This is a genomic window from Streptomyces sp. NPDC057638 (genome assembly GCF_042800315.1).
Lineage (GTDB): Bacteria > Actinomycetota > Actinomycetes > Streptomycetales > Streptomycetaceae > Streptomyces.
Genome location: NZ_JBHVHF010000088.1, coordinates 1 through 26,254, shown reverse-complemented (window position 1 = coordinate 26,254; position 26,254 = coordinate 1). Strand labels below are relative to the sequence as shown.

Below are 26,254 nucleotides of genomic sequence, written 5' to 3'. Positions count from 1 at the left end.
GGTCCTCCGCGGTGGCCCCGCGGACGGGGACGCGGGGGGGGGCGGTGTGCCCGCGCGGGGGCGCGGGAACACGGGTGGGAGCGGCGGGCTGACGGGCGAGGAGACGCTGCTGCTTCGCCGGACTCCACCGCTTCCGCAGCCGCTCCGGGCTGACCTGCGCATGACTGCTGAGGTTCTCCCAGCTCTCACCGAGGACACGGCCCCGGGCGACCGTGAGCCCCTCGATGTCCTCGACCAGCTTGCGCAGCGGGGCGGAGATGGACAGGAGCGTGGCGGAGTCGGCGTTGGCGTGCGTCGCGTCGGCGGCGATGCCACTGATCCGGTGCAGCTCCTCGGCGGCCTGGATCAGCGCGGTGCGCACGGTCGCGTCACAGCGCCGGTGGCCCGTGCGCGAAGCCTTGGTGGACCCGCAGTTGGCGGTGTGACAGTCAGGGCAGATAGGGACCTGCGACGGCACTGATGCCTCTTTCTCGCTTGAATGTCCGAGTGGATAGGCGGTCGAGTTCGACCGGATCGGCCCGATCGCTGAGCCCGGCGCGGGGTCTCCACCCCTCATGAGCGGAACCTCACCCGTTGGCCGCACCAGGGCCGGCCGGAGACCGGAGGGCACCCGCCCGCCCCACACCCCGTGCTCAGATCAGGCGAATTCACGGATCACGTTCGGCGGGTCCGGGTGGTGACGCGGCAGGCGCACCCTGACTGCCGCCCGCGACACCACGTCACGGAATTCGGCGATGGACTCGTCACCGGGGAGCGGAAGGGCCCCTTGCCCGGATGTGATGACACATCTGTCAATACGGGTTTCCCGGGCGGAGGAGGACGGCATGATGGTTTCGGCACATGGCGCCAGAAGATGATCCAGCATGAAACAGTTCCTTGCTGAGTAAGGTACGTGTGGTTCGCTCGACAGGCCCTGGCTCGGTTCGCACCGCCCGCCAGCGCACGGTCTCTCCGGTCCGATGAACCGGCGAAACGGAAATGTACGCCGTAGGAGCACTGTTGCGCCCCTCCTACGGGGGGTAACGGAAATACACGACCACCAGTCCACATCAGGCGATCACCTCGCACCCAACAGCGCCCTTGCCACGGATCCGGGCAGAGTTGCGTCATATTCGAAAGAAATTGATCGCACGACGGCTCCAAGCGTGCTCAATCCGCCTCCGTGCTGCGGATCGTGGCGCCGACAACCCTCGAACTGTTGAAGGGTCACCAGAAAATCCCCGGTGAACGCGGCGGGCCCCGCGCCGTCACGCCCTTGAGCCGTGTCAACAAACCGCCCTCTTCTGCACACGTCTTTCATACGTTTGCATCCGTGGGGCCGGGGATTCTCCGCGCCCACCTTCGTCCGCGCCGGCCGGGTCGGCGCCCCCGTACCCCAGGGCGCGTCAGCGGCGCGTCGCGTACACGAAGAACTGCGGCTCGGGTACCGCCTGCTCCGCCTCCGGCAGGAAGTCGACGGCGTGGGTCTCCAGCACCGCGAACCCCGCGCCGCCCAGGAGGGCCGTGAGGTCCTCGGCGGTGAAGCTCGTGACCTCGAGCTCATGGCCCATCCAGCGGATGGGGAGCCCTTCCGCGTCGGCGGTGACGGTCGCCAGCACCAGATGGCCGCCGGGGCGCAACCAGTGGGCGATCTTCTCGATCAGCTGCCGCTGGTCGATCCTCGGCAGCTGGAGCAGGGAGAAGTACACGCAGACCGCGTCGAGGGAGGCGGCGGGACGTTCGAGGGTACGGGCGTCCTGGCAGCGGAAGGTCGCGTTCGGCACCTGGGCGCGGGCACGTTCCACCATCCCCGGCGCGACATCGACACCGAGCACCCGGTGGCCCGCGTCGGCGAGGGTCCGCGCGGTCGGCCGCCCGGTGCCGCTGCCCAGGTCGAGCACCTCACTACCGGGGGCCAGGCGCTCGCTCAGCCAGCGCAGTGAGGCCAGATGGGCGGGGGCGTGGGCGAACGCCCGCTCGTAGTCGGCTCCCAGCGCGTCGAAGAGCCGCGCGGCGGAGAGCTTGGGCTCGGTCATCCGTCCACCTCAGGGTCGTCCCGGTCGTCTCCGGGTCATCACTGTCCGCGCGGGTCCTGCCCACGCGGGACCGGGGTATGCGCCGGATCTCCTGGGTTCCGCCCGCCGCATCGCGTCCTGCCCACACGGACCCGGCGTATGCCCGGAGGGAACGGTTCCGGTGGTGGGAACCTGCTCGGCCCCGGGACCGGGTGCCGCTCGGGCCGGCCCCGCGCACCCTCCCGGGGTCAGACGCCGAACGCGGAGGCGTAGTGGATCACTCCCGACGGCATCGGCCGGGAGGAGTCCAGCGAGAGCGCCATCATCGCCTCGTCCGGGACGGAGAACGGTGCCCGGATGCCCCAGCGCGAAGCGGGCTCGAAACCGAAGCGCGGATAGTAGTCGGCGTGCCCCAGCACCAGCACCAACGCCTCTCCCCGCTTCATCGCCGCCTCCAGCGAGGCCCGGATGACCGCCCCGCCCGCCCCCTTCCCCTGGTGTTCCGGGAGCACCGCGACCGGCGCGAGCGCCAGTGCGGGGGTGCTGTCGACATAACAACGGGTGAGCAGCACATGCGCGACAAGGGTCCCGTCGGCGTCCAGCCCGACGATCGACAGCCCGTCGATCCATGCCTCGGTGTCGGTGCGCAGCGCGTCCACCAGGTCCGCCTCGGCGGGCGTGTCGAACGCGGCGACGTTGATCGCGTGGACGACGGGGATGTCCTCGGGCGTCTCGGCGCGGACGGTCCAGCGGAGGGTCATGGTCATTCCGTTTTCATCTGTCGTTCCAGGCGGTCGCTTACCGTACGCGACACAAGGTGCCGTGGTGTGTCAGGTCATGTCGCGGGTACGGCAGGTTCCCCTTGTGAGCGGGTTCCCCTACCAGCCTGTCACGCCGGGCCGCCCCCGTGCCGCTCTCCCCCCTACCGGATGCCGCATGCCGCGCCCACCCGCCCGTGCCGGACCGGTTCTCCGTCCCACCGAACCCGTACGGGCGCGCCGCGCCGGGCCCGCGTCGCACGGCTGGGCGCTGACCGGGGGCGAACGCGACCGGCCCGGCCCACCCCGGTGAACGATCAGCGCGCTTTTCCCGGGGATCTCGCCGCATGGCCCGTTTCCGGACCCCTCCTGGCCAACCGCTCCCTTTTCCGCCGTGATGGGCAGCGATGGGCAGTGATGGTCGATGACGGCCGGTGACGCGATTCCTCTCGTCTTGCTTGTGGGGCGGAATTGCGCGTGATAGCAACACGAACAGCACGGCGTTCCCCTCCGGCCAGCCGAAAGGCGACAGCATGACGCGGACCATGCGGGCTCAGCGTTTCTACGCCGACACTAGGAAGTTCACCGTCGAGGACGTCCCGGTGCCGGAACCCGGGCCCGGCGAGGTACTCGTCAAGATCGCCTACTGCGGAATCTGTCACTCGGACCTCAGCCTGATCTCGGGCGTGGTCGCCAGCCAGCTACCCGTGGTGACCCAGGGACACGAGGCATCCGGTGTGATCTCCGGGATCGGCCCGGATGTCCGGGGATGGAATGTCGGTGACCGCGTCGTCGTGGCCGCCGGGCGCTACTGCGGAGCCTGTCCTTTCTGCCGCGAAGGCAATCTCATGTCCTGCGCGAGAATAGAGCTGATGGCATTCGCCTACGACGGAGGCTGGGCCGAGTACACCGTTAGCCGGGCCTCCGGGCTCACTCGGGTTCCGGACAATGTCCCACTGGATCAGGCCGCCATTCTGGCGGACGCGGTCGCGACCCCTTTCGGCGCCATCCAGCACACCGCGCGGGTCCGCGTCGGGGAATCGGTCGGCGTCTGGGGAATCGGCGGACTCGGCACCCATATCGTGCAGTTGGCGCGGCTGGCCGGAGCCGCCCCGATTCTGGCCGTCGACCCCAAACCCTCCGCCCGCGAGCGCGCGCTGGAACTCGGCGCGGATCTCGCCCTCGACCCCGCCCGGTCCGACTTCGCCGACCAGGTGGCCGCACTGACCGGCGGCAAGCTGCTCACCACCGCCTTCGACGCCGTCGGCCTGAACGCCACCGTCACCCAGGCGCTCCGGTCGGTCAGTGTCGGGGGCCAGACCGTCGTCGTCGGCCTGAGTGACCAGGAGGCCACCGTGGGCACCACGACGGCCTTCGGTTTCTCCCGTAAGCGTCTCCTGGGTCATCTGGGGTACCAGGAGTCCGATATCGCCACCCTCGCCGCGCTGGTCTCCCTCGGCCGCGTCGACCTCTCCCGCTCGATCAGCGCCGTGGTCTCCCTGGAGGACGTCGCCGAGGGGGTCTCCATGCTCCAGCGCGGCGATGACGTGGTGCGGGTGCTGGTGAAGCCGTAGGGAACGCGGCGGGACAGCGCCGGAGCCAGGCCGGTCCGGGGCGCGCTCACCAGCGAAGGGCCGCGCCCCGGGCCTCCCCCACAGCCGGGCGCCCCGCCTCCGTACGCGCTCCTCCAGCGCGGGGCGGCGCGGTGGCCGACGGTGTGTGGCTACCGCTTGCGGCCGACCCCGCAGTACGCGTCCACGGCGCCAGCCGCCGCCCATGGTGTCTCCGCGCCGGTCTCCGGACGCCAGCGGGTCACTTCCACCACGCCCGGGTCGACCAGCTCCAGCCCGTCGAAGAAGCCCGCGATCTCTTCCACACTCCGTACGTAGTAGGGGACCGCGCCGCTCCGGTTGTACGCCGCCGATGCCTCGATCATCCCGTCACTCGTCGCGGTGGAGTCACTGATCACCAGGTAGCTGCCGGTCGGCAGCCCGTTCATCAACCGTCCCACCAACTCCCGCGCCCGCTCGTACTCGGCGACATGACCGAGAACGTTGAGCAGCATCAGCGCCACCGGCCGGTCACGGTCGAACAGCGGTACCGCCGACTCCAGGATCGCCTCCGGCTGGTACAGATCCGCGTCCAGATAGAAGGCCCTCCCCTCGGCCGTACTGGTCAGCAAGGCCCGGGCGTGCGCCAGCACCAGCGGGTCGTTGTCCACGTAGACGATCCGCGCGTCGGGCGCCACCCGCTGGGCGACCTCATGGGTGTTGTCCGCCGTCGGCAGTCCCGTACCGATGTCCAGGAAGTCGCGGACCTCGCACTCCCCGGCGAGATGGGTGACCGCGCGCCCGAGAAAGCGGCGACTGGCCAGCGCCACGTCGAGCAGCCCGGGAAAGATCTGCTTGATCTGGTCCCCCAGCGCGCGATCGACCGGGTAGTGGTCCTTGCCGCCGACGAAGTAGTTCCAGAAGCGGGCCGAGTGCGGCCGCCTGGTGTCGATCCGCGACCGCAGCTCATGAGCGGAGAGGCGCCGGGGGTCAAGGTCGTTCATGGGCACGCCTCCTGAGGGTTCGTCCGCTTCTCGGTCCGATCGAATGATCACCAACCTAGGGCAGTTGGGGCTTACGGCGCATCCTCACGCAGAGGAGGCGGTCATGTGCCGTCGGCATTCGCCCCTTCCGTGCTCCCCGCCCCTATCGCCCGTGGAGCGGTACGGGCCTCCTGGGGGCGGGGGACGGGCCTTCCAGGCGCGGGGGACGGGTGCTCAGTGCCCCAGCCCCGGCGCTCCCCAGACCGGGAACCAGCGCGACAGGTCCGGCTCCATCCGCAGATCCCCCGCCAGCAGCGCCCTGGTCTGAAGTTCCAGCGCGTTGTCCCGGCGCTCCCCACCACCGGGCAGCGGGGCGAAGGGGTAGAACGAGCCCCGCTTGTAGAGATAGACCAGGGCCAGTGACCGCCGCCCCTCCTCCTCCCGGAAAGCCATCAGCGAACAGAGCAGCTGCGGTCCGAACCCTCCCTCCTCCAGCAGGGTGTTGACCGCGTGCAGATCGTTGACCAGCGATGCCGTGTCCTGAGCCGGTTGCCGGGTGAGCAGCCACGTATAGCCGTACCCGTCCTGGCTGAACTCCACCGGCACCCCGCCTCGGCCCGCGTCCGGGTCCGTATTCGTATTCGCGTCCGTGGCCGTGGCCGTGGCCGCGTCGACGTCGAGAAGCCCCCGGATCTCCTCCTGGAGCCGGACGAAGGCTCCGCCCTCGACACTGGCGAAACAGACCGACCCCACCCCCGTCGGGACGAACCCCGCTCCCGCCTGAAGGGTCAGCGCCGCTCCCGGGAGGGCGAAGAGCTGGTCGAGGTCGGGCCGCACGGGCTTGGTACGGCCCAGAATCGCGTCGAGCAGTCCCATGAGGTCACTCCTTCTCTCCTGAGGGACCCACAGGGGCGGTCCTACGGGAGCGCTCACCGGTCCTCACGGGCGAGCCAGCTGCGCCGATATCCGCGCCAACTGCTCCAGTCGCTGCTCCAGCGTCGGGTGGGAGGAGAGCAGCCGCCCCAGGCTCTCCCGGGACGAGAAGGCGGGCGCGAACCAGAACGCGTTGTACGGCTCCGCCTTGCGCAGATCCTCCGTCGGTATGCGCGCCATCTCCCCCGTCACCTTGGTCAGCGCGGCCGCCAGCGCCGACGGCCTGCCGGTCAGCAGTGCGGCGGCCCGGTCGGCGGAGAGCTCCCGATAGCGCGAGAGCAGCCGGGTCAGGAGGAAGCTGAGTGCGTAGACGGCGGCGCTGACCAGCGGTATCAGCACCATCAGGATGGCCGTGTTGTTGTTGCCGCGCCCCGCTCGGCCCAGCCCACCCCAGAGGGTCACCCGGGTCAGCACCCCGGCCAGCACTCCGAGGAAGGACGCGATCGTCATCACCGCGACATCGCGGTGTGCCACATGCGAGAGCTCATGGGCGAGGACCCCCTCCAATTCCTCGGGCTCCAGTCGTCTCAGCAGTCCCGTGGTGGCACAGACCATCGCGGACTTCTGGTTACGCCCGGTCGCGAACGCGTTCGGTACGTCGCTCCGCGCGATGGCGACCTTCGGTTTGGGCATGTCCGCGAGCGCGCACACGCGGTCGACCGCGCCATGCAGCTCCGGGGCCTCCTCCGGAGTGACCTCACGCGCCCCCATGCTGCGCGCGGCGATGCGGTCGCTGAACCAGAACTGCGCGATGAACAGGCCGCCCGCGATGATCAGGATGATCGGCCAGGCACCTCGCAGGACCGCCAGCAGAACGCCGACGAAGATCACGTAGAGCAGCCCGATCAGGAACATCGTCGTCACCATGCGGGTGGTGAGTCCATGATCCGGGACATAGCGGGACCGTGCCCGGGTCGCTGCCATCTGATCACCTTCTCGACCAGGCAGGAGCGGTTTCTCCCTGACTCGATTGTGCTCCTCCCAGGGGAACGCGAGCCACCGCTGCCCCGCCGCTCGCGGGGAGGCGGGCCACGGCCGCCCCCGGGAAGCGTGCCAGCGCTGCTCCCGCGCCTCCCCTGAGTGCCCGGTTCCGGCCCCTCCCCCTGACTCCTCCGGTCCCGCTGACTCCTCCGGTCCCGGCCCGCCGTCGGAACCGCTGGCCGGACGCGGGTCGGAACCGCCGACCCGGCACCGTACGCACCACCGCCGATCCGGCACCGTACCGGCACCGCCGCCACGGTCGGCACCCCGGCGCCGGACCCGCCCACCCGCGTCCGGCCGCGCACCGGCCACCCACACCGGCCTGGACGGCGGAAAGGCGGGCCCGGACGGCGGAAAGGCGGGCCCGGCTTCCTCAGCCGGACCCGCCCATCGGTGACATGGCTCCCCGCTACGACACGATGTCCTTGCGTGAGAAGTGCCGGAAGGCCAGGGCGAACAGCACCAGCGCATAGGTCACCGACACCGCCGCGCCCTTCACCATCCCGCTCCACTCCAGCTGGGGCTGGAGCGCGTCGATCCAGGCGAACTGCCAGTGGGCGGGCAGCACCTGGCGCCAGTCACCGAGCGCGGTGACGGCATCCAGCACATTGCCGACGATGGTGAGGCCGACCGCGCCGCCGACCGCGCCCAGCGGGGCGTCCGTCTTGGTGGAGAGCCAGAACGCGAGCCCCGCCGTGACCAGCTGGGAGACGAAGATGAAGAGCACGACCAGCCCCAGCCGGGGCAGGGTCTCGACGGCGTCGAGGGAGCCACCGGTGGGCAGCCGCAGCGGCTCCCAGCCATAGGCGATGGTCCCCGCCACCAGTGCCACCAGGGGCACCACCAGCATCGCCACCGCGCTGAAGCCCAGCGCGACCGCGAGCTTCGACCAGAGCAGCCGGGCGCGTGGCACGGGTGCCGCCAGCAGATAGCGCAGGGAGGACCAGTTGGCCTCCGACGCCACCGTGTCCCCGTGGAACAGCGCGACCGGTATCACCAGCAGAAAGCCCGCCGAGGCGAAGAGGCAGGTGGCCGCGAAGTTAAGGCCGGAGGCGGTGGCCGTGTCCATCAGCGTGATGCGGTTGTCGACCTCGCCCTCGCCGGGTGAGCCGCCGATGGCGAAGGCGATCAGCAGCACCAGGGGCAGGGCCACCAGGATCCCGGCCATCACCATGGTCCGCCGCCGCTTGAGCTGACGCACCGCCTCCACCCGCAGGGGCAGGGTGCGCCCGGCCCGGTAGCCGGGGGCCGAGTCGACCATTGTGCTCATGCGGCACCTCCGATCAGAGTGAGGAAGGCGTCTTCGAGGCGGCGGTGGGGACCGACGCCGGTCACGGGCACATCCAGCCGTACGAGCTCGCCGATCATGGCGGTGGTGGTGGCGCCGTCCAGCCGGACCAGCAGCCCCCCGTCGGCCCGTACCGCCGAGCCGATCCCGGGCAGTGCGCCGATCTTCTCGACGAGCGCGTCGGAGACCTCACCGTCGGTGGTCACCAGCAGGGTGTCGCTCCCGCCGGTGATCTCCGCGACCGGGCCTGTCTGCACCAGTCGGCCCCGGTCCATGACCACCAGATGGGTGCAGGACTGTTCGACCTCGGAGAGGAGATGGCTGGAGACGATCACGGTACGGCCGGTGGCCGCGTAACGGATCATGACATCCCGCATCTCGCGGATCTGGGGCGGGTCGAGTCCGTTCGTCGGCTCGTCGAGGATCAGCAGATCCGGCAGGCCGAGCATGGCCTGGGCGATGGCGAGCCGCTGGCGCATGCCCTGGGAGTAGGTGCGGACCGCGCGGGCGAGGGCCTCACCGAGCCCCGCGATCTCCAGGGCCTCCTCGATATGCGCGTCCTCGGCGGGGCGTCCGGTGGCCCTCCAGTAGAGCTCCAGGTTCTCGCGGCCGGAGAGATGCGGCAGGAAACCCGCGCCCTCGACGAACGCGCCGACCCGCGAGAGCACGGGCGCGCCCGGACGGATGGCATGGCCGAAGACCCGGATCTCACCCTCGTCCGGCCGGATCAGCCCCATGAGCATCCGGAGCGTGGTGGTCTTGCCCGCGCCGTTGGGGCCGAGCAGACCGAGGACCTGGCCGCGTTCGACCCGGAAGGAGAGCTGCTGGACCGCGTAACGGTCGGAGGACTTGGCGTAGCGCTTGGTCAGGCCGGTGATCTCCAGCGGGACCTCGGCGAGCCCGGGGTCGGGAGCCGGGGCCGCGACCCGTCGGCGGGCGGTGAACAGCAGCGCCCCGGCCACGACCACGCCGATCACGGGCAGACCCCAGGTCCACCAGGGAAGACCCGCCGCCTGGGTCGTCACCGAGGGAGCGGTGGGCACGGTGAGCGCTCCGCCACCGGTGCCGCCCTGGGCATCGAGGCCGACGGTGTAGCGGGCGGGGGCGGCCGGGGAGGCATAGCCGAGATCGGTGGCGGCGAGCACCAGCCGCAGCCGGTGCCCGGCGTCGACCTGGTGGTCCACCGCGGGCAGCGTCACCGTGACCGTGGTGGACCGCTGGGCGTCCTCGACCCGGATCGGGGCGACGAGCTGGGCGGGCAGGATCTGTTCCCGGCCGTCCGGACCGACGTCGTACACCTTCCCGAAGAGCACCGCTTCCCCGGTACTGGAGCCGACCCGCAGCCGGACGGTCGGGGAGCCGGTGATCCGCAGCGGCTTGGCGAGCGGTGCCGACTCGAAGCGGGCGTGCTGGCCGGGGAAGTCCAGGGAGAGCCCGACCCCGAGGGAGGAGAACTGTCCCAGTCCGCCGCTCAGCCCGGGGACCGCGGAGATGGCGGGCGGGGCGCCTCCGGCCGGGTTGGCGAAGGTCTGCTCGGGACCGGAGAGCGGCACCGTGCGGCCTCCGCTCACCAGTCCGGGATAGCGGTCGGCGCTCCCACCGCGCAGCAGCGCGGCGCCATTGGTGGAGTCGACACCTCCGGTCCGGCTGACCCGGAAGGCGGGCCCGGTACCGGCGCCCTCGTCCTTCTTCAGATAGCGGTCGAACCATGAGGTGACACGGGACTCGACCCGGTCCGTCTCACGGTTGCCGCCGTCATGGCCGCCCGAGATCCAGTCGACGGCCACGGGGGCGCCGTTGGCGCGGATCGCCTGGGCCATGGCGTCGGCGTGGGAGAGCGGGAAGAGCGAGTCGGCCTGTCCCTGGAGGATCAGGGTGGGCACCGCGATCCGGTCACCGACGGCGGAGGGGCTGCGGCTCTCCAGCAGCTGACGCGCGGCGGCGTCGGGGGCGCCCGCCACGGCGACCCGCTCGTACATGGCGCAGAGGGCGGGCTGGAACCGGCCGCAGGCGGCGGGGTCGGAGGGGAGCGCGGACCGGGCGCTGTCTCCGGTCACGCCGGTGGCGGGGCGCTGGCCCGCCGGGGCGGAAGGCTTCCCGGCGGCGGGGCCGCCCGCCGAGCCCGGCTTGGCCGGCGCATCCGATGTGGCGCGCGCGTCCGATGTGGCCGCCGAGCCGGAGCCCGTCTCACCCGGGGTGTCCTCGGCCCCGCCATCGGGGGCGGATGGACGCGACGAGGGTGTTTCACCACCCGGCACCATGCCCGGCGCGGTGGCCGAGCCGGTGGAGAAGAAGATCCCCGCCCAGAGCTTCTTGAAGACGCCGTCGGGGAAGAGGGCGTCGGCGAGGTTCCAGTACGTGATGGAGGGCGCGATGGCGTCCACGCGCTTGTCGTGCCCGGCCGCGAGCAGGGAGATCGCTCCGCCGTAGGAGCCCCCGGCGATACCGACACGGGGATCGCCGTCACCGTCCAGCGCCACCTCCGGGCGCGCGGCGACCCAGTCGAGGAGCCGGGTGACGTCCTTGACCTCGTAGTCGGGGTCGTTGAGGCCGATCTGCCCGGTGGAGCGGCCGAAGCCACGGGCGGACCAGGTCAGCACGGCATAGCCGTCACGGGCCAGCTCTTCGGCCTGGGCGCGGACGTCGTCCTTGCTGCCGCCGAAGCCATGGGCGAGCAGCACGGCGGGGCGGCGTTCGCCCTGGTCACCCGAGGTGAACCAGGAGGTGTCGAGCGCCGCGCCGGGCATGGTGTGCACCCGGTCCTCGCGGTGCACGCCCGGAGTGCTGTCGTCGGCGACCGCCGTCCAGGTCCCCGCGCCCGCGAGGACCACACAGGCGGCTCCGCCCGCGAGCCAGCGGCCCCGGCGTCGGCGAGGTAGTCGGATCTGCATGCTGAAACCCTAAGCGGAGTGTCTGTGCGGTCCCGGACCCCACAGGGGGAGGTGCGATGTCTCCCGGGGGAGTACGGAGGAGGCGCCCGCTACCACGGACGCGGTAGCGGCACCGGCAGCGGCAGCGGTTCCGCGGAGCACCGGCGCGCCCCTGCCATGCCACCGCCGTGCCGTCACCGTGTCACCACCAGCGCCACCGCCAGCGCCGTGCCACCGCCGTGCCACCGCCGTGCCACCGCCGTGCCACCGCCAGCGCGCCAATTCCGGCGCGCCTCTCAATAGCCGCTGACAGCATCTTGTGTCCTCCGACACGTCACGAGACCCTTGTCCGCGCGTCCGCACCTCATGGCACCCAGCACACCCGTACTTGCCCGTGATTCGGTCAACGAAAGGTCAGGTGCACGAGATGAGAACCCCCACGCGTCGCTTAGGAGCGCTGCTGCCCGCGGTAGCCCTCGCGACCGGCCTTCAGTTCGCCGCCTCCCCCGTCGCTCAGGGCGCGCCCGCGCCGAGCGACCCGGTCGGCGATCTGCGTCTCGCCCCCACTGCCACCGCCATCCCCCAGAGCTGGATCGTCGTCCTGAAGGACGGCTCCGCTCGTGCCGCCGACCTCGGTGTCACGGCGAAGTACGTCTACCGCGGCGCCCTCAAGGGCTTCTCGACCACGATGTCCACCACGCGCGCGGCCGAACTGGCCGCTGACTCCCGGGTGGCGTACGTGGAGCAGAACCAGACGGTCAGGCTGGCGGAGACCCAGACCAACGCGACCTGGGGCATCGACCGCATCGACCAGCGGAGTCTGCCGCTGTCGACGACGTACACGTTCAACACCCGTGCCGCCGGGGTGAACGCCTATGTCATCGACACCGGTATCCGCACCAGCCACGCGGAGTTCGGCGGCCGGGCGAGCGTCGGCACGGACACGGTCGGTGGTGGCCAGAACGGACAAGATTGTCAGGGACATGGCACTCATGTCGCGGGGACGATCGCGGGCGGCACCTACGGGGTGGCCAAGAGCGCCAACGTCATCGCCGTCCGAGTACTCAACTGCCAGGGCTCCGGCACCACCGCCGGTGTCATCGCGGGCGTCGACTGGGTGACCACCAACGCCCGCAAGCCCGCCGTGGCGAACATGAGCCTCGGCGGCGGCGCCTCGCCCACCCTTGACAGCGCCGTGAGCCGCTCCATCGGCTCCGGCATCAGCTACGCCATCGCCGCGGGCAACGGCAACTTCATCGGCCAGCCCCAGGACGCCTGTACCGTCTCCCCCGCCCGGGTCGCCACGGCCATCACCGTCGGCGCCACCGACCGGACCGACCGGCGCGCCTCCTTCTCCAACTTCGGCACCTGCCTGGACCTCTTCGCACCGGGCGTGAGCATCACCTCGGCCTGGCGGTCGAACGACACCTCCACCAACACCATCTCCGGCACCTCGATGGCCGCGCCCCACGCGGCGGGCGTCGCCGCGCTCTATCTGGCGGCCAACCCGACCGCCGGCACCACCCAGGTCCGGGACGCGCTGGTGAACGGCGCGACGAACGGGGTCGTCCTCGACCCGCGCCCCGGATCCCCCAACAAGCTGCTGTACTCGCTCCTCTGATCCCACCCGGACGCCAAGCCGCGTAGCGACAGCGGAGACAGCGGAGCGCTCCCGGGCAGGGCCGGTGCCACCGTGCCCGGGAGCGCTCCCGTCCACCCGCCCCTCCGATACCGGTACCGGGCCCGCGAGGCCGCCTTCGGACGAAGGCTCCCTCAGCCAGGACGAGGAGATCGCGGCCGTGCCGACGCGACCTCAGTCGTTACGAGGGAACCCCAGGTCCACGCCCCCGTGCGGCTCCGACGGGTCCGGCCAGCGGGTGGTGACGACCTTGCCCCGGGTGTAGAAGTGCACTCCGTCGTTCCCGTAGATGTGGTGGTCGCCGAAGAGCGAGTCCTTCCAGCCGCCGAAGGAGTGATAGCCGACGGGGACCGGGATCGGCACGTTCACCCCGACCATCCCGGCCTGTACCTCCAGCTGGAAGCGGCGCGCGGCACCCCCGTCGCGGGTGAAGACGGCCGTACCGTTGCCGAAGGGCGAGGCGTTGATGAGCGCCACCCCCTCCTCGTACGTCTCCGCACGCAGGACACAGAGGACCGGCCCGAAGATCTCGTCCCGGTAGGCGTCGGAGTCGGTGGAGACCTTGTCCAGCAGCGAGATGCCGATCCAGTGCCCCTCCTCATAGCCCGGGACCGTGTGGCCGGTGCCGTCGAGCACGACCTCGGCGCCCTGGGCCGCCGCGCCCGTCACATAGGAGGCGACCTTGTCGCGGTGGGCCTTGGTGATCAGGGGGCCCATCTCGGAGGCCGGGTCGGTGCCGGGGCCGATGACGATCTTCTCGGCGCGCTCACGGATCTTCTCCACCAGGGCGTCGCCGATCGCCCCGACGGCGACCACGGCGGAGATCGCCATACAGCGCTCGCCCGCCGAACCGTACGCGGCGGAGACCGCCGCGTCCGCCGCCGCGTCGAGGTCCGCGTCCGGCAGGACCAGCATGTGGTTCTTGGCCCCGCCGAGCGCCTGGACCCGCTTGCCGTGGGCGGAGGCCGTCGTGTGGATGGAACGGGCGATGGGGGTCGAGCCGACGAAGGAGACGGCGGCCACGTCCGGATGCGTCAGCAGCGCCTCCACCGCCACCTTGTCCCCGTGGACCACATTGAGCACACCGTCCGGAAGCCCGGCCTCCGAGGCCAGTTCGGCGAGCAGCATCGAGGCCGACGGGTCCTTCTCACTGGGCTTGAGGACGAAGGTGTTCCCACAGGCGATGGCCAGCGGGAACATCCACATCGGCACCATCGCCGGGAAGTTGAACGGGGTGATGCCCGCGACGACCCCGAGCGGCTGCCGGATCGCGGCGACATCGACCCTGCTGGAGACCTGGGTGGACAACTCCCCCTTGAGCTGGGTGGTGATGCCACAGGCCAGCTCGACGATCTCCAGGCCGCGCGCCACCTCGCCGAGCGCGTCGGAGTGCACCTTGCCGTGCTCGGCGGTGATCAGCGCGGCGATCTCCTCACGGTGGGAGTCCAGCAGCGCGCGGTAGCGGAAGAGGATGGAGGTGCGCTGCGCCAGCGACGAGGTGCCCCAGGTGGTGAACGCCTCCTTGGCGCGCGCGACCGCCGTCGCGACCTCCTCCGCCGAGGCCAGCGCCACCCGGGTGGTGATCGCGCCGGTGGCGGGGTCGGTGACCGGGCCCCAGTCGCCGGACGCGCCCTCGACGGTCTTTCCGCCGATCCAGTGGTTGACGGTCTTCGTCATGACGAAAGGCTCCTTCACCTAGGCCCCAGAGGCCCCATCCGGCCACACCGGGCGCGGAGGGCCGAGGTTGTCTTCGGCCCTGCGTCCGCAGCGGACACGGAAGGCCGAGGTTGTCTTCGGCACTCCGGCCACACCGGGCGCGGAGGGCCGAGGTTGTCTTCGGCGCGCTGCGCGAACACCTCGCCCAACGCCGTTCTACAGATGGCGGCGGCGCGCGGCGGCCTGCCGCTCGTACTCCTCCCGGGCCCGGACGGCGGAGGGCCGGGTCGCGACCTGCGCCACGGGAACATCCCACCACGCCTGCGCGGGAGGTGGGCCCGACACTGTGTCTGGCGTTTCCGTCTCGACATAGACACCTGTGGGCACATCCGCCGCGCGGGCCTCGGCGAGCGCTTCGCGCAGGTCACCTACGGTTCTGGCGCGGATCATCCGCAGCCCGAGCGCGGCGGCGTTGGCGGCCAGATCGACGCCGAGCGGCGCGCCGGTGTACGTGCCGTCCGGGGCACGGTGCCGGTAGGCGGTGCCGAACCGCTCGCCACCGACCGACTCCGAGAGGCCGCCGATCGAGGCATAACCGTGGTTCTGGAGGATGACCACCTTGATCGGGATGTTCTCCTGGACCGCCGTCACGATCTCGGTGGGATTCATCAGATACGTACCGTCTCCGACGAGCGCCCAGACAGGGCGCCCGGGCGCCGCCATCGCCACCCCGATGGCGGCGGGGATCTCGTATCCCATGCAGGAGTAGCCGTACTCCACGTGGTACTGGTCCGCGGAGCGGGCGCGCCATAGCTTGTGGAGGTCGCCGGGGAGCGAGCCCGCCGCGTTGATCAGGATGTCGTCCCCGGTCACCAGCGCGTCGAGGACTCCGAGGACCTGGGTCTGGGTCGGCCGGGCGTCATCGTCCGGGCCCGCGTACGCCGTGTCGACCCGCCGCTCCCAGTGCTCCTTCGCCTCGCGGTACGCGTTCCCGTAACCGGCGTCAGGCGTCCGTACGGGCGCGGCACCCGCCAGTTCCGCCAGCGCCTCGCGCGCATCGGCCACCAGGGAGATTCCGGCCATCTTATGAGCGTCGAAGGAGGCGATATTGAGATTAAGAAACCGGACCGCCGGGTTCTGGAACAGAGTGGCCGATGCGGTGGTGAAGTCCGACCACCGTGTCCCCACCCCGATCACCAGATCGGCGGCACGCCCCAGCTCATCGGCGGTCGCCGTCCCCGTGTGGCCGATCGCGCCGACGTCCTGGGGGTGGCCGTACGGAAGGGCTCCCTTGCCCGCCTGCGTGGACGCCACCGGCACCCCGGTGGCCTCGGCGAACGCGCTCAGCGCCGCCTCCGCCTCGCTGTACCGGACCCCACCCCCGGCCACGATCAGCGGTCGGCGCGACTCGGCGAGCGCCCGCCGGGCCCGCTCCAGGGCCCGCGCGTCGGGCCGCGGCCGCGCCACGTGCCAGACCCGCTCGGCGAGGAACTCCTCCGGCCAGTCATACGCCTCCGCCTGGACATCCTGCGGCAGGGCCAGCGTCACCGCGCCGGTCTCGGCGGGATCCGTGAGCACCCGCATCGCCTGAAGCGCCGCCGGAATGAGCGCCTCCGGTCTGGTTACGCGATCGAAGAACCTCGACACCGGCCGGAGCGTGTCATTGACCGACACATCACCCGCGTACGGCACTTCCAGCTGCTGGAGTACGGGGTCGGCGGGCCGGGTCGCGAACACATCGCCCGGCAGCAGCAGCACCGGCAGCCGGTTGACCGTCGCCAGCGCGGCCCCGGTCACCAGATTGGTCGCGCCGGGGCCGATGGAGGTGGTCACGGCCTGGGCTGAGAGCCGACGGCACTGCCGGGCATAGCCCACGGCCGCATGGACCATGGCCTGTTCGTTACGGCCCTGGAAGTAGGGCATCTCGGCGCCGGGCCCGGTCCCGGACTCCACCAGCGCCTGGCCGATCCCCGCCACATTGCCATGGCCGAAGATGCCCCACGTCGCGCTGATCAGCCGATGGCGTCGGCCGTCGCGCTCGGTGTACTGGCGGGCGAGGAACGCGACGAGGGCCTGGGCGACGGTGAGTCGGCGCGTGGTCATCGGGGTTCTTCCTCCCTGGGGACCGGGGCGGGCCCGCCGACCGGGGCGGGCGTGACGGCTGACTGGGCGGCGGCGGCAGCGATGGCGGACTGGGCGGGCGCGGTGGCAGGCTGGGCGGGCGCCGGGGCTTCCGCGACCGGCACACCGGCCGAGGGGGCCTCATAGAACGGCAGCCGGGGGTCGACCGGCTCGGCGGCCCAGGTCTCCCGGATCCAGCCATGGTCCGGATGGTCGCAGATCAGCCACTCCCGGCCGGGGCCGGGCCCCGCCATCACATTGAGGTAGTACATCGTCCGGCCGGGCGAGGCGATCGACGGGCCGTGCCAGCCGTCGGGAATCAGGACCACATCGCCCGTACGGACCTCCGCCAGCACATCCGTACCTCCGGGGCGGGAGGGGGAGACACGGTGGTAACCGAGTCCGTCCCGGTCGATCTCGAAGTAGTAGATCTCCTCCAGCTCCGACTCGGCTCCGGGCCGGTGCTCGTCATGCTTGTGCGGCGGGTAGGAGGACCAGTTGCCTCCGGGGGTGAGCACCTCCACGGCGATCAGCCGGTCGCAGTCGAAGGTGTCGGCGGCGGCGAAGTTGTTCACCTGGCGCGAGCAGCCGCCCGCGCCACGCAACTCGACCTGTACCTCCGGTGCGGGGCCGTAGCGAGCGGGGAGTCGTCGCTCGCACTTCGCTCCTGCCAGCGCGAAGCGGCCTCCCGCACCGGAGGTGATCTGGGCGTGGGCGTCACGGGGGAGGTAGGCGAAGTCCGTGACTCCGCCGAACACACTCTCCCGCCCACGCAGGGTGAAGCTCTCCTCGGCCACGCGCACCTCGCACCCGCCGCTGAGCGGCAGCACGATCCACTCGCTCTCCGCGGTGTCGAGGGTGTGGCTGGCACCGGGTGCCAGTTCCAGCACCCGCAGCGAGGAGTGGTCCCAGCCCGCCCGGACGGGGTCGATCCGCAGGGCATAGGGCCCGCTGGCGGCGGTTCCAGCGGGTACATAGCGCTCGCCACCGCCCGGCTGAGATCTCTGGTCGGCGCTCATGGTCTGATCCGCTCCCGTACTCCGCATCGCTCCCGCCGGCTCCACGGGTTCCGGCGGTCCGGCCGGTTCCGGCGGGCCCGGTGAATCTCGCACGTCACAGCAGCCCCACCGCCGTATCGACCGCCCCGGCGACATCCCCGTCAGCGGGGTAGAGCAGCGAGCGCCCCACCATGAGCCCCTGGACGGTGGGCAACCGGAGCGCGCCCCGCCACTTCTCGTACGCGATGTCCTGGTCCTCACCTATCTCCCCGCCGAGCAGAACGGCCGGCAGGGTGGAACTCTCCATCACGGCCGCCATGTCATCGGGGTTCTCGGTCACCGGGACCTTGAGCCAGGAGTACGCGGAACTCCCGGCCAGGCCCGAGGCGATCGCAATCGACCGGGTGACCGCCTCGGCGCTGAGGTCGGTGCGCAGCCGTCCGTCGATCCGGTGGCAGAGAAAGGGCTCGACAAAGACCGGAATTCGGCGCTCCGCCATCTCCCCCACCGCCCGCGCCGTGGCGTCGAGGGTGTCGAGCGATCCCATGTCCTCATAGTCGATACGGAGGAGCAGCTTGCCCGCGTCGAAGCGGAGCCGTTCCAGATCCCGGGGCCGGTACCCGGTGAACCGGTCGTCCAGCTCGAACCGGGCGCCCGCCAGCCCGCCCCGGTTCATCGAACCCATCACGATCTTGCCGTCGAGTACACCGAGGAGCAGCAGGTCATCCAGGATGTCGGCGGTGGCCAGGACCCCGTCCACACCGGGGCGGGAGAGCGCGAGACAGAGCCGTTCGAGCAGATCCAGACGGTTGGCCATGGCGAGCCTGCTGTCACCGACGGCGAGCGCTCCCCGAGCGGGGTGGTCGGCCGCGATGATCATCAGCCGACCGCTCTCACCGAGCAGCCGGGGGCGTCTGCCGCGCCGAGCCGCCGCCTCCGCGACGGCCTCGGGATGGCGGGCGCGCACGGTGGCGAGCTCCGCGAGGTCGATCCGGCTCATGACCCGCCTCCGGCGGAGGCGTCCGGCACCGGACCGCCCGCGAGGACCTGCTCGACCTCCGGCGGGTACGGCATCGCGCTGGAGCAGGCGAGGCGGGAGGCCACGATCGCCCCGGCGGCGTTGGCGTACCGCATGATCCGCTCCAGCGTCCAGCCCGCGAGCAGACCGTGGCACAGCGCCCCGCCGAAGGCGTCTCCCGCACCAAGCCCGTTGACCACCTCGACCGGTACGGGCGGCACCTCCGCGCGGGTGCCGTCGCGGTGGAGGGCGAGCACGCCCTTCGGCCCCTGCTTGACCACGGCGAGTTCCACCCCGGTGGCGAGCAGGGCGCGCGCGGCGGCCTCCGGCTCCCGCTCGCCCGTGGCGATCTCGCACTCCTCGACATTGCCGACCGCGACGGTGGCGTGAGCGAGCGCCTGCCGGTAGCACGGGCGTGCCGTCTCCGGGTCCTGCCAGAACATCGGCCGCCAGTCGAGATCGAAGACGGTCACGCCGGAGCGGCCCCGGTGGGCGAGGGCCGCCAGGGTGGCCGAGCGGCTGGGCTCGGCGCAGAGTCCGGTACCGGTCGTCCAGAAGACCCGCGCGGCGGCGATAGCGGCCAGATCCAGCTCCTCCGCGCGGATCTCCAGGTCCGGCGCCTTGGGGAGGCGGTAGAAGTAGAGCGGGAAGTCGTCCGGGGGGAAGATCTCGCAGAAGGTGACGGGGGTGGGGTACTCGGCCACCGGGGTCACCCAGCGGTCATCCACGCCGAACTCGCCCAGCGCCAGATGCAGATAGTCCCCGAAGGCGTCCTGCCCGGTGCGGGTGATCAGGGCCGTACGCCGTCCGAGCCGGGACGCGCCGACGGCGACGTTGGTCGCCGAACCGCCGAGGAACTTCCCGAAGGTGTCGACCTCCGCCAGCGGCACACCCGTCCGCAGGGGGTAGAGATCCACCCCGATCCGGCCCATGGTGATCACGTCGTACGGCTGAGGGTCGTACGGCTGAGGCATGCCCGTCCCTTCGGTTCGACGCCCGGCTCTCCCCAGGTCTAGTGCTCCTCCAGGAGCCCTGTCAACATTTTGTCCTTACATACGGACGAATCCTTGACACTCCTCCGCGACGGCCGGAAAGCTCAGCCGCATGACCTCCTCCGCCCCCACCCTGAACCACATCCGGGTCGGCTCCGCCCCGGACTCCTGGGGCGTGTGGTTCGCCGACGACCCGCAGCAGATCCCCTGGCGGCGCTTCCTCGACGAGGTCGCCGAGGCGGGGTACACGTGGATCGAACTCGGCCCCTACGGCTATCTCCCCCGTGACCCCGCCGTCCTGGCCGACGAGACGGCCCGGCGTGGCCTGAGCGTCTCGGCGGGCACGGTCTTCACCGGGCTCCACCATGGCCCGGCCGTCTGGGAGCAGACCTGGTCCCATGTCTCCGATATCGCCACCCTCACCCAGGCGATGGGCGCCGACCAACTCGTGGTCATCCCCTCCTTCTGGCGTGATGACAAGACGGGCCGGGTTCTGGAGGACAGCACCCTCACGGCCGCGCAGTGGCGGGATCTGACCACCCAGACCGAACGGCTCGGCCGCGAGGTGCGCGAGCGCTACGGACTGCGCATCGTGGTCCACCCCCACGCCGACACCCATATCGACAGCGAGGAGAACGTCGCCCGCTTTCTCGACGCCACCGATCCCGACCTGGTCTCCCTCTGCCTGGACACCGGGCACTACGCCTACTGCGGCGGCGACAGCGTCAAACTGATCGAGACCTATGGGGAACGGATCGGCTACCTCCATCTCAAGCAGGTGGACCCGGAGGTCCTCGCCGCGGTCAGGGCCGAACACCTGCCCTTCGGGCCCGCCGTGGCGCGCGGGGTGATGTGTGAACCGCCGACCGGGGTGCCCGCCCTGGAGCCCGTCCTGGCGGCGGCCCAGCGGCTGGGGGTGGATCTCTTCGCCATCGTGGAGCAGGACATGTACCCGTGCCCGCCGGACAAGCCCCTGCCGATCGCCCAGCGCACCCGGCGCTTCCTGCGGTCCTGCGGCGCCTGATCTCCGTCGCAGTCGCCGTCTGCCTCTGTCCCTGTCCCTGTCCCTGCGCCTGTGTCTCTGTGTCTCTGTGTCTCTGTCACAGTTGTCGCCCCACGATCACGCTTTTCTCCATCACGCGGGTTTTCGGTCACAGACGGTCAACAGCAACGGCACACCCATCCCGCTCTGGTTCAACGAGCGACAAGCTCTTGATCACCAGTGTCGGTGCGACAGCTCGCCCGGTGGCTTCCCGGCCGCCGATGTCGCGCGCGCAGGGAGGTGCCAGACACATGACGGATCACAGGCTGTGGTCATACAAGGAGATCGCCGCTCATATCCGGGTTCAACCCGACACCGTCCGCTCATATCGCAAGCACGGCCTTCTCCCCCCTCCCGATCTGATGCAGGGCGGCAAGCCCTACTGGTACGCGGAAACCATCCGCGTCTGGGTGGCCAACCGCCCCGGGAACCGCAACCGCAGAAGCGACTGACCCCCGTCCCCTCCATCCCGTCCCCACGGTGACCCAGGTCCCGCGCCCCCCGGGCGCGGGACCTCCGTCATGGCCCCACTTCCCCCCTCTCCGCGCCGCCTTGTGGGCACTGTCCGAGCGCCACTCCCACACGTACGCCCGGATAAAATCCTTGGACCCCGGATCACCGCGTCGCCAGGATGAGCCCATGAGCGACCAGCCCACCTGCGACTTCTCCGATAAACCCACCCTCCACGGCGAGAGGGTGATCCTGCGGCCCTTCACTGGGGCCGATGTGCCCGCCATGATCGAGATCCTGGCGGACCCCGAGGTACTGCGCCTCACCGGAAGCCCCGAGGACGAGGAGCCCGACGCGGACCATCTGAGGTCCTGGTACAGCTCCCGCAGCGATCAGAACGACCGGCTCGACCTGGCCGTGGTGGACCGGAAGAGCGGGGTGGTCGTCGGCGAGGCCGTCCTCCACGACTGGTCCCCCACCCACCGCTGCTGCCGGTTCCGGATTCTCATCGGCCCTCTCGGCCGCGACCGGGGCTTCGGCACCGAAGCCACCCGGCTGATCGTGGGCCACGGCTTCGAGCGTCTCGGTCTGAACCGGATCGAGCTCAGCGTCTATGACTTCAACCCGCGCGCCCGGCGTGCCTACGAGGAGGTGGGCTTTGTCGCCGAGGGCACGGAACGTGAAGTGCTTCATCTCAATGGCGAATGGTTCGACGCCACCGCGATGTCGGTCCTGGCCCGGGAATGGGCCGTGCACCGGGGCACCCCGGAGATCAGCGCCAGGGTCTCACCGGGCATCACGGGCTGATCTCGCCGCTCATACCGTCCGCCGAGATCGATCCCTGGGCGGGCGGTCATCCCCTTCAGAGACATCTCTGAGTGGCCGCCCACCCAGCCGCACTCCCGCAGCACCCCGCCTGTGCGGGCAGGTCCTCCCGTGCGGACAGGTCCTCCCCGCCGACAGGGGCCACCCGGTGCCGCCGGGGCTCCGTTTCACCCGCCCGGTGCCGGACCACCCGCCCGACACCGGACCGCGCTCAGCCTCCCGTGCCGACCTTGTCCCGTGCCCGGGGCCCACCGTCGCGCTCTCCGTCCGTCTCCCCGGGGTGCCCGGGGCCGGATATCAGGTCGGCCGTGCTGTGGGCGGGCCGCGCCGCGCCGGACCGTGCCGGGGCGGTGGCCTCCCCCTCGCTCAGCCCGAACCGGTCATGGAAGCGGCGCAGCGGCCCCGGCGCCCACCAGGTCCACTTCCCTGTCAGCTTCATCACTGAGGGGACCAACAGCCCTCGGACCACCATGGCGTCCATCAGCACGGCCAGGGCGATCCCCAGTCCCAGCATCTTGGTGTTGGTCACCCGCGAGGTACCGATGGCCACCATCACCACGGCGAGGATCACGGCGGCGGCCGTGATCAGCCCGCCGGTGCGCTGGATCCCGAAGCGGACCGCCTGGTCGTGCTCTCCCGTACGGTCGTACTCCTCCTTGATCCGGGAGAGCAGGAAGACGCCGTAGTCCATCGAGAGCCCGAAGGCGATGCAGAACATCAGCACGGGCAGATTGGTCTCGATGTCCCCGGTGGGGGTGAACCCGAGAAGTCCGGAGAGATGACCTTCCTGGAAGACCCAGACCAGGGCCCCGAACATCGCCGTCAGGCTCAGGGCGTTGAGCACGACCGCCTGGAGCGGGATCAGCACACTGCCGGTGAGCAGGAAGACCAGCAGAAGGGTTGCCACAAGGATGATCGCCAGTGCCGGAACGAGCCCATCGGCTATCGCCGTCTTGGAGTCCTCCAGCACAGCCGCGCGACCGGTCACCGAGGTCTCGAAGGGCGCGGGCACCTTCCGCAGCTCGTGGACCAGCTCCTGCGCCTCCTCGCCGACTGCCTCACCTCGGGGCTGGACCGTGAAGTAGGCACGATCCCCGGAGACCACCGGCCCGTCGACCCGCAGCACCCCGGGAAGAGTGGCCACCCGGTCACGGAACTCCGTGTAGGCGACGGAGACCGTAGCGCTCCGCTCCGCCGACGCCTGTGGCTCGGAACGCTCCGCCAGTATCTCGATCCCGCCGTCGGGACTACCGGGGAACCCCTCGCGGATGTACTGCTGAACCGTGTGGGACTCGGCCGAGGCCGGCAACTGACGGTCATCCGGCGTACCGAACTTCACTCCCAGGAAGGGCAGCCCCAGCACGAGCAGCGCGGCCACCGTGCCGAAGGCGAAGAGAGGGGCGCGCCGCATCACCAGGTCAGCGAGCCGCGCCCAGCCACGACCCGCCCGTTCGGGATCCTCCGTCTCCCGCGCCGCCCCCTTCCCGCGCCGGAACATCCGGCGCAGATCCAGCGCGTTCACCCGGTGCCCCAGCAGCAGGAGCGCCGCGGGCAGCAGCACCAGCGCCGCGACGGCCGCCAACAGCACGACCGCGATGCCCGCGTAGGCGAAGGAGCGGAGGAAGTACTGCGGGAAGACCAGCATGGCGGCCAGGGACACCGCCACGGTCAGCGCCGAGAACAGGACCGTGCGCCCGGCGGTGCGCAGGGTCGTGCCCACCGCCTCCCGCACCCCGGCTCCGGCCTCCAGTTCCTCGCGGTACCGGCGGACGATGAACAGGGCGTAGTCGATGGCGAGCCCAAGGCCGAGCGCCGTCGTGAGGTTGAGGGCAAAGACGGAGACATCGGTGATCTCGGTGAGCCCGCGCAGAACCGCGTTGGTCCCCAGGATCGCCACGACTCCCACGGCCAGGGGCAGCAAGGCCGCGACCGCACTGCCGAAGACCACGATCAGGAGGAGCAGTGTCACCGGAAGCGCGATCAGCTCGGCCCGCAGCAGGTCTTCCTGGATGATCGTCGTCATCTCGTGCTGCACCGCCACCGGGCCGCCGAGCGAGACCTCGACCGGGCCGTGTGTGCCCCGGTACTGCGGCGCTATCCGCTCCAGGACCTCCGAGGCCGTCTTCTCGTCTCCCTCGATCCGGGCGGCGATCAGGGCCTGCCGACCGTCCTCCGCCCGGAGCGCCGGGGACAGCGTGTCCCAGTAGGACCCGACCCCGGTCACCCCCTCCTCAGCGGCGAGCCTCTTCGTCAGCGCGCGGGCCTCGGCGATGACGGCGGGGCGGTCGACAGCGGTGGCACCGGCCGCCGCGGCGGCTCGGCCGGGCGCGGCGGAGGCCGCCGTGTCACCGGCCGCGCCGTCCGCCGGGTCGCCACTGGACCGCGCGTCCCCATCGGGGACGGTCACCAACAGCAGGAGATTGGGCCGCGAGGCGGGGAACTCCCGCTGAAGGACCTCGGTGGCGTAGGTCGACTCGGCGTCGGGGTCCTCCCAGCCTCCACTGCCCATACGGTCCGCGACTCCGCTGCCCGCGAAGACCGCGAGCGCGGTGAGCACGAGCGCCACCACGAGCGAGAGGCGGGGTCTGGCCATGACGAACCCCGCCCACCTCCCGGTCCGCCGCTCGGCGGTCTCCCCCGGCCCGGAGGAACGGCTGTTGACTTCGGACATGGTGCGGTGTCCCCTTCACCTGGTCCCACGCGCCGCTCCCAAGGGCAGGCAGCATGGGTCGACCATCGCCATAGACCATGGCAAACACGAGCACTCGCTCGCATTAATCAAGAATGCGAGCGGGCGCTCGCGTTTGTCAACCGCGCCAGGAAGCTGGGGATTTCACCGTGCCGGAGCCGACCAAACGTGAGCCCGCGACGCCGGAGCCGACCGAGCCACAGAAGCCGGAGCCCGGCCCGGAGGCGGCCGAAGCGGGAACCAAGCCCCGCCGCCGCCAGGCCCGCGGGGAGCGCCGGATCGCCCAGCTGCTCGACGCCGCCGCCAGCGTCTTCACCGCGACCGGCTACAGCGGGGCCAGCACCAATGCCATCGCACGCGAGGCGGGCGTCTCCCCCGGCACGCTCTACCAGTTCTTCCCGAACAAGGAGGCCATCGCCATCGAGCTCGGCGGCCGCCTCCTCGACCAGTGGCGGACCTCCCACGGCACCGCGCTGGAAGCGGCGGGCAGCGACCTGCCGCTCGACGAACTGCTCGACGCGGTACTCGACCCGCTGTTCGCCTTCAATTACGAGAACCCCGCCTTCGCCGCACTGATCCACGGCCCCGACAGCCCCGGCCAGATCACCCGCGAGTTCCAGGCTCTCCACGACGGACTGCTCACCCGTATCGAGGAGGTCATCGGCGGCTACCTGCCCGGTATGCCACGAGAGGAACGAGCCCGCGTCTCCCAGGTGACCTTCACCCTTTTCAAGGCGGGCCTCGACCTCGTCCTCACCCATGAGGGTGAGGAGCGCGAGGCATATGCCCGGGAGATCAAAACGGTCATGTTCCGCTACCTGGACCCGCTCTTTCCGGTGAACGACGACGGAACCTGCTCCATCACCGGGCGCCAGGTCGGCCACCGGGGGTAGTCCGGGACCAGGCCCCCACCGCGACCACACCGCCGCGACCCCCCGCCCCACAAACCCGACCCATCACTCCCGTACAGGAAGTGCCCATACCCCCTAGGGGTATTGTATAGTGAGTGTCGCGAGGCCCGGCACCCCTAAGGGAGGGCCTCCAGACCGCCACATACCCATCTAGACCGGCACACAGCACAGCCCGACGAGGAGAACGAGATGACCGCGAACACCGAGATCGAGATCACCGAGACCGCTCCCGCCTCCGGCTGCTGCGGCGGCAGCTCATGCGGTACGGGCGCGGCCGAGCAGCGGTCCGAGGGCCAGGTCACCACCGTCTACCAGGTCGCGGGCATGACCTGCGGCCACTGCGAGGGCGCCATCGCGACCGAGATCTCCACGCTCGCCGGGGTCACCTCGGTCAAGGCCGTCGCCGCGACGGGCAAGGTGACCGTCATCTCCGAGGCCCCGCTGGACGAGGCCGCCGTCCGTGACGCCGTGGACGAGGCGGGCTACGAGCTGGTCGGCCTGGCCTGACCGCCCCCCACTCCCCGCCGCGGCCGCGCCCGGCCAGTCACACACTGGC

22 protein-coding genes are annotated in these 26,254 nt (G+C 71.0%); 7 read left to right on the top strand and 15 right to left on the bottom strand.

The window, feature by feature from the left end; genetic code table 11:
* The 4 genes from ACFVIM_RS15045 to ACFVIM_RS15030 form a co-directional block, all read right to left on the bottom strand.
* Positions 1-361, bottom strand: a 361-nt coding sequence (locus ACFVIM_RS15045) for a hypothetical protein (protein WP_384301206.1), incomplete at its 3' end; no start/stop codon positions are given.
* Positions 362-637: 276 nt separating this feature from the next.
* The gene (locus ACFVIM_RS15040; protein ID WP_384301205.1) at positions 638-865 is read right to left on the bottom strand and encodes a hypothetical protein; all 228 of its coding nucleotides are present in this window, start codon (positions 863-865) and stop codon (positions 638-640) included.
* Between the two features lie 520 nt (positions 866-1,385).
* Positions 1,386-2,015 (bottom strand): class I SAM-dependent methyltransferase, encoded by a 630-nt coding sequence (locus tag ACFVIM_RS15035; protein ID WP_384301204.1) that lies wholly within the window; start codon positions 2,013-2,015, stop codon positions 1,386-1,388.
* A gap of 227 nt (positions 2,016-2,242) precedes the next feature.
* On the bottom strand, positions 2,243-2,755 hold the full coding sequence (locus ACFVIM_RS15030) for a GNAT family N-acetyltransferase (RefSeq protein ID WP_384301207.1): 513 nt from the start codon (positions 2,753-2,755) through the stop codon (positions 2,243-2,245).
* Positions 2,756-3,297: 542 nt separating this feature from the next.
* Here ACFVIM_RS15030 and ACFVIM_RS15025 point away from each other — a divergent pair.
* Positions 3,298-4,326, top strand: a complete 1,029-nt coding sequence (locus ACFVIM_RS15025; RefSeq protein WP_384301203.1) for a zinc-binding dehydrogenase — start codon at positions 3,298-3,300, stop codon at positions 4,324-4,326.
* A gap of 149 nt (positions 4,327-4,475) precedes the next feature.
* Here the strand turns inward: ACFVIM_RS15025 and ACFVIM_RS15020 are convergent, their stop codons facing one another.
* From ACFVIM_RS15020 to ACFVIM_RS15000, 5 genes are all read right to left on the bottom strand, one after another.
* Positions 4,476-5,306: an SAM-dependent methyltransferase gene (locus ACFVIM_RS15020; protein ID WP_384301201.1), complete on the bottom strand. Its 831-nt coding sequence runs from the start codon at positions 5,304-5,306 to the stop codon at positions 4,476-4,478.
* Positions 5,307-5,519: 213 nt separating this feature from the next.
* Positions 5,520-6,161, bottom strand: a complete 642-nt coding sequence (locus ACFVIM_RS15015; RefSeq protein ID WP_384301200.1) for a hypothetical protein — start codon at positions 6,159-6,161, stop codon at positions 5,520-5,522.
* Positions 6,162-6,224: 63 nt separating this feature from the next.
* Positions 6,225-7,142, bottom strand: a complete 918-nt coding sequence (htpX, locus tag ACFVIM_RS15010) for a zinc metalloprotease HtpX (RefSeq protein WP_384301198.1) — start codon at positions 7,140-7,142, stop codon at positions 6,225-6,227.
* A 466-nt stretch (positions 7,143-7,608) separates the two neighbouring features.
* On the bottom strand, positions 7,609-8,469 hold the full coding sequence (locus ACFVIM_RS15005; protein ID WP_384301197.1) for an ABC transporter permease: 861 nt from the start codon (positions 8,467-8,469) through the stop codon (positions 7,609-7,611).
* Complete coding sequence (locus ACFVIM_RS15000; protein WP_384301196.1) at positions 8,466-11,378, bottom strand: alpha/beta fold hydrolase; 2,913 nt, start codon at positions 11,376-11,378, stop codon at positions 8,466-8,468. Before ACFVIM_RS15000 ends, ACFVIM_RS15005 begins: the two co-directional genes overlap by 4 nt.
* A 397-nt stretch (positions 11,379-11,775) precedes the next feature.
* On the opposite strand from ACFVIM_RS15000, the gene ACFVIM_RS14995 reads away from it, so the two are divergent.
* Positions 11,776-12,978, top strand: a complete 1,203-nt coding sequence (locus ACFVIM_RS14995) for a S8 family peptidase (protein ID WP_384301194.1) — start codon at positions 11,776-11,778, stop codon at positions 12,976-12,978.
* Between the two features lie 192 nt (positions 12,979-13,170).
* On the opposite strand, the gene ACFVIM_RS14990 is transcribed toward ACFVIM_RS14995, so the two are convergent.
* The 5 genes from ACFVIM_RS14990 to iolC form a co-directional block, all read right to left on the bottom strand.
* Entirely contained in the window at positions 13,171-14,673 is a 1,503-nt protein-coding gene (locus ACFVIM_RS14990) for a CoA-acylating methylmalonate-semialdehyde dehydrogenase (protein WP_384301193.1), read from the bottom strand.
* 195 nt (positions 14,674-14,868) lie between these two features.
* Positions 14,869-16,755: a 3D-(3,5/4)-trihydroxycyclohexane-1,2-dione acylhydrolase (decyclizing) gene (gene iolD, locus ACFVIM_RS14985; RefSeq protein ID WP_384301192.1), complete on the bottom strand. Its 1,887-nt coding sequence runs from the start codon at positions 16,753-16,755 to the stop codon at positions 14,869-14,871.
* Positions 16,752-17,792 carry a 5-deoxy-glucuronate isomerase gene (gene iolB / locus ACFVIM_RS14980; protein ID WP_384301190.1) on the bottom strand — a complete coding sequence of 347 codons (1,041 nt, stop codon included), beginning with the start codon at positions 17,790-17,792 and terminating at the stop codon, positions 16,752-16,754. Before iolB ends, iolD begins: the two co-directional genes overlap by 4 nt.
* 94 nt (positions 17,793-17,886) lie before the next feature.
* The gene (locus tag ACFVIM_RS14975; RefSeq protein WP_384301189.1) at positions 17,887-18,771 is read right to left on the bottom strand and encodes a deoxyribose-phosphate aldolase; all 885 of its coding nucleotides are present in this window, start codon (positions 18,769-18,771) and stop codon (positions 17,887-17,889) included.
* On the bottom strand, positions 18,768-19,763 hold the full coding sequence (gene iolC / locus ACFVIM_RS14970) for a 5-dehydro-2-deoxygluconokinase (RefSeq protein WP_384301187.1): 996 nt from the start codon (positions 19,761-19,763) through the stop codon (positions 18,768-18,770). The genes ACFVIM_RS14975 and iolC overlap by 4 nt, the downstream gene beginning before the upstream one ends.
* 130 nt (positions 19,764-19,893) lie before the next feature.
* Here iolC and ACFVIM_RS14965 point away from each other — a divergent pair, with 130 nt between their 5' ends.
* The 3 genes from ACFVIM_RS14965 (at position 19,894) to ACFVIM_RS14955 (ending at position 22,080) form a co-directional block, all read left to right on the top strand.
* Positions 19,894-20,805 (top strand): sugar phosphate isomerase/epimerase family protein, encoded by a 912-nt coding sequence (locus ACFVIM_RS14965; RefSeq protein ID WP_384301186.1) that lies wholly within the window; start codon positions 19,894-19,896, stop codon positions 20,803-20,805.
* A 269-nt stretch (positions 20,806-21,074) separates the two neighbouring features.
* A complete protein-coding gene (locus ACFVIM_RS14960) occupies positions 21,075-21,275 on the top strand; it encodes a helix-turn-helix transcriptional regulator (RefSeq protein ID WP_384301184.1) in 201 nt (66 codons plus the stop codon).
* Between the two features lie 187 nt (positions 21,276-21,462).
* Positions 21,463-22,080 carry a GNAT family N-acetyltransferase gene (locus tag ACFVIM_RS14955; protein WP_384301182.1) on the top strand — a complete coding sequence of 206 codons (618 nt, stop codon included), beginning with the start codon at positions 21,463-21,465 and terminating at the stop codon, positions 22,078-22,080.
* A gap of 229 nt (positions 22,081-22,309) precedes the next feature.
* Here the strand turns inward: ACFVIM_RS14955 and ACFVIM_RS14950 are convergent, their stop codons facing one another.
* Positions 22,310-24,769 (bottom strand): MMPL family transporter, encoded by a 2,460-nt coding sequence (locus ACFVIM_RS14950; RefSeq protein WP_384301180.1) that lies wholly within the window; start codon positions 24,767-24,769, stop codon positions 22,310-22,312.
* A 167-nt stretch (positions 24,770-24,936) separates the two neighbouring features.
* Here ACFVIM_RS14950 and ACFVIM_RS14945 point away from each other — a divergent pair, with 167 nt between their 5' ends.
* Positions 24,937-25,680 carry a TetR family transcriptional regulator gene (locus ACFVIM_RS14945; RefSeq protein WP_384301179.1) on the top strand — a complete coding sequence of 248 codons (744 nt, stop codon included), beginning with the start codon at positions 24,937-24,939 and terminating at the stop codon, positions 25,678-25,680.
* Positions 25,681-25,887: 207 nt separating this feature from the next.
* On the top strand, positions 25,888-26,205 hold the full coding sequence (locus ACFVIM_RS14940) for a heavy-metal-associated domain-containing protein (RefSeq protein ID WP_384301178.1): 318 nt from the start codon (positions 25,888-25,890) through the stop codon (positions 26,203-26,205).
* The last annotated feature ends 49 nt before the right edge of the window (positions 26,206-26,254 follow it).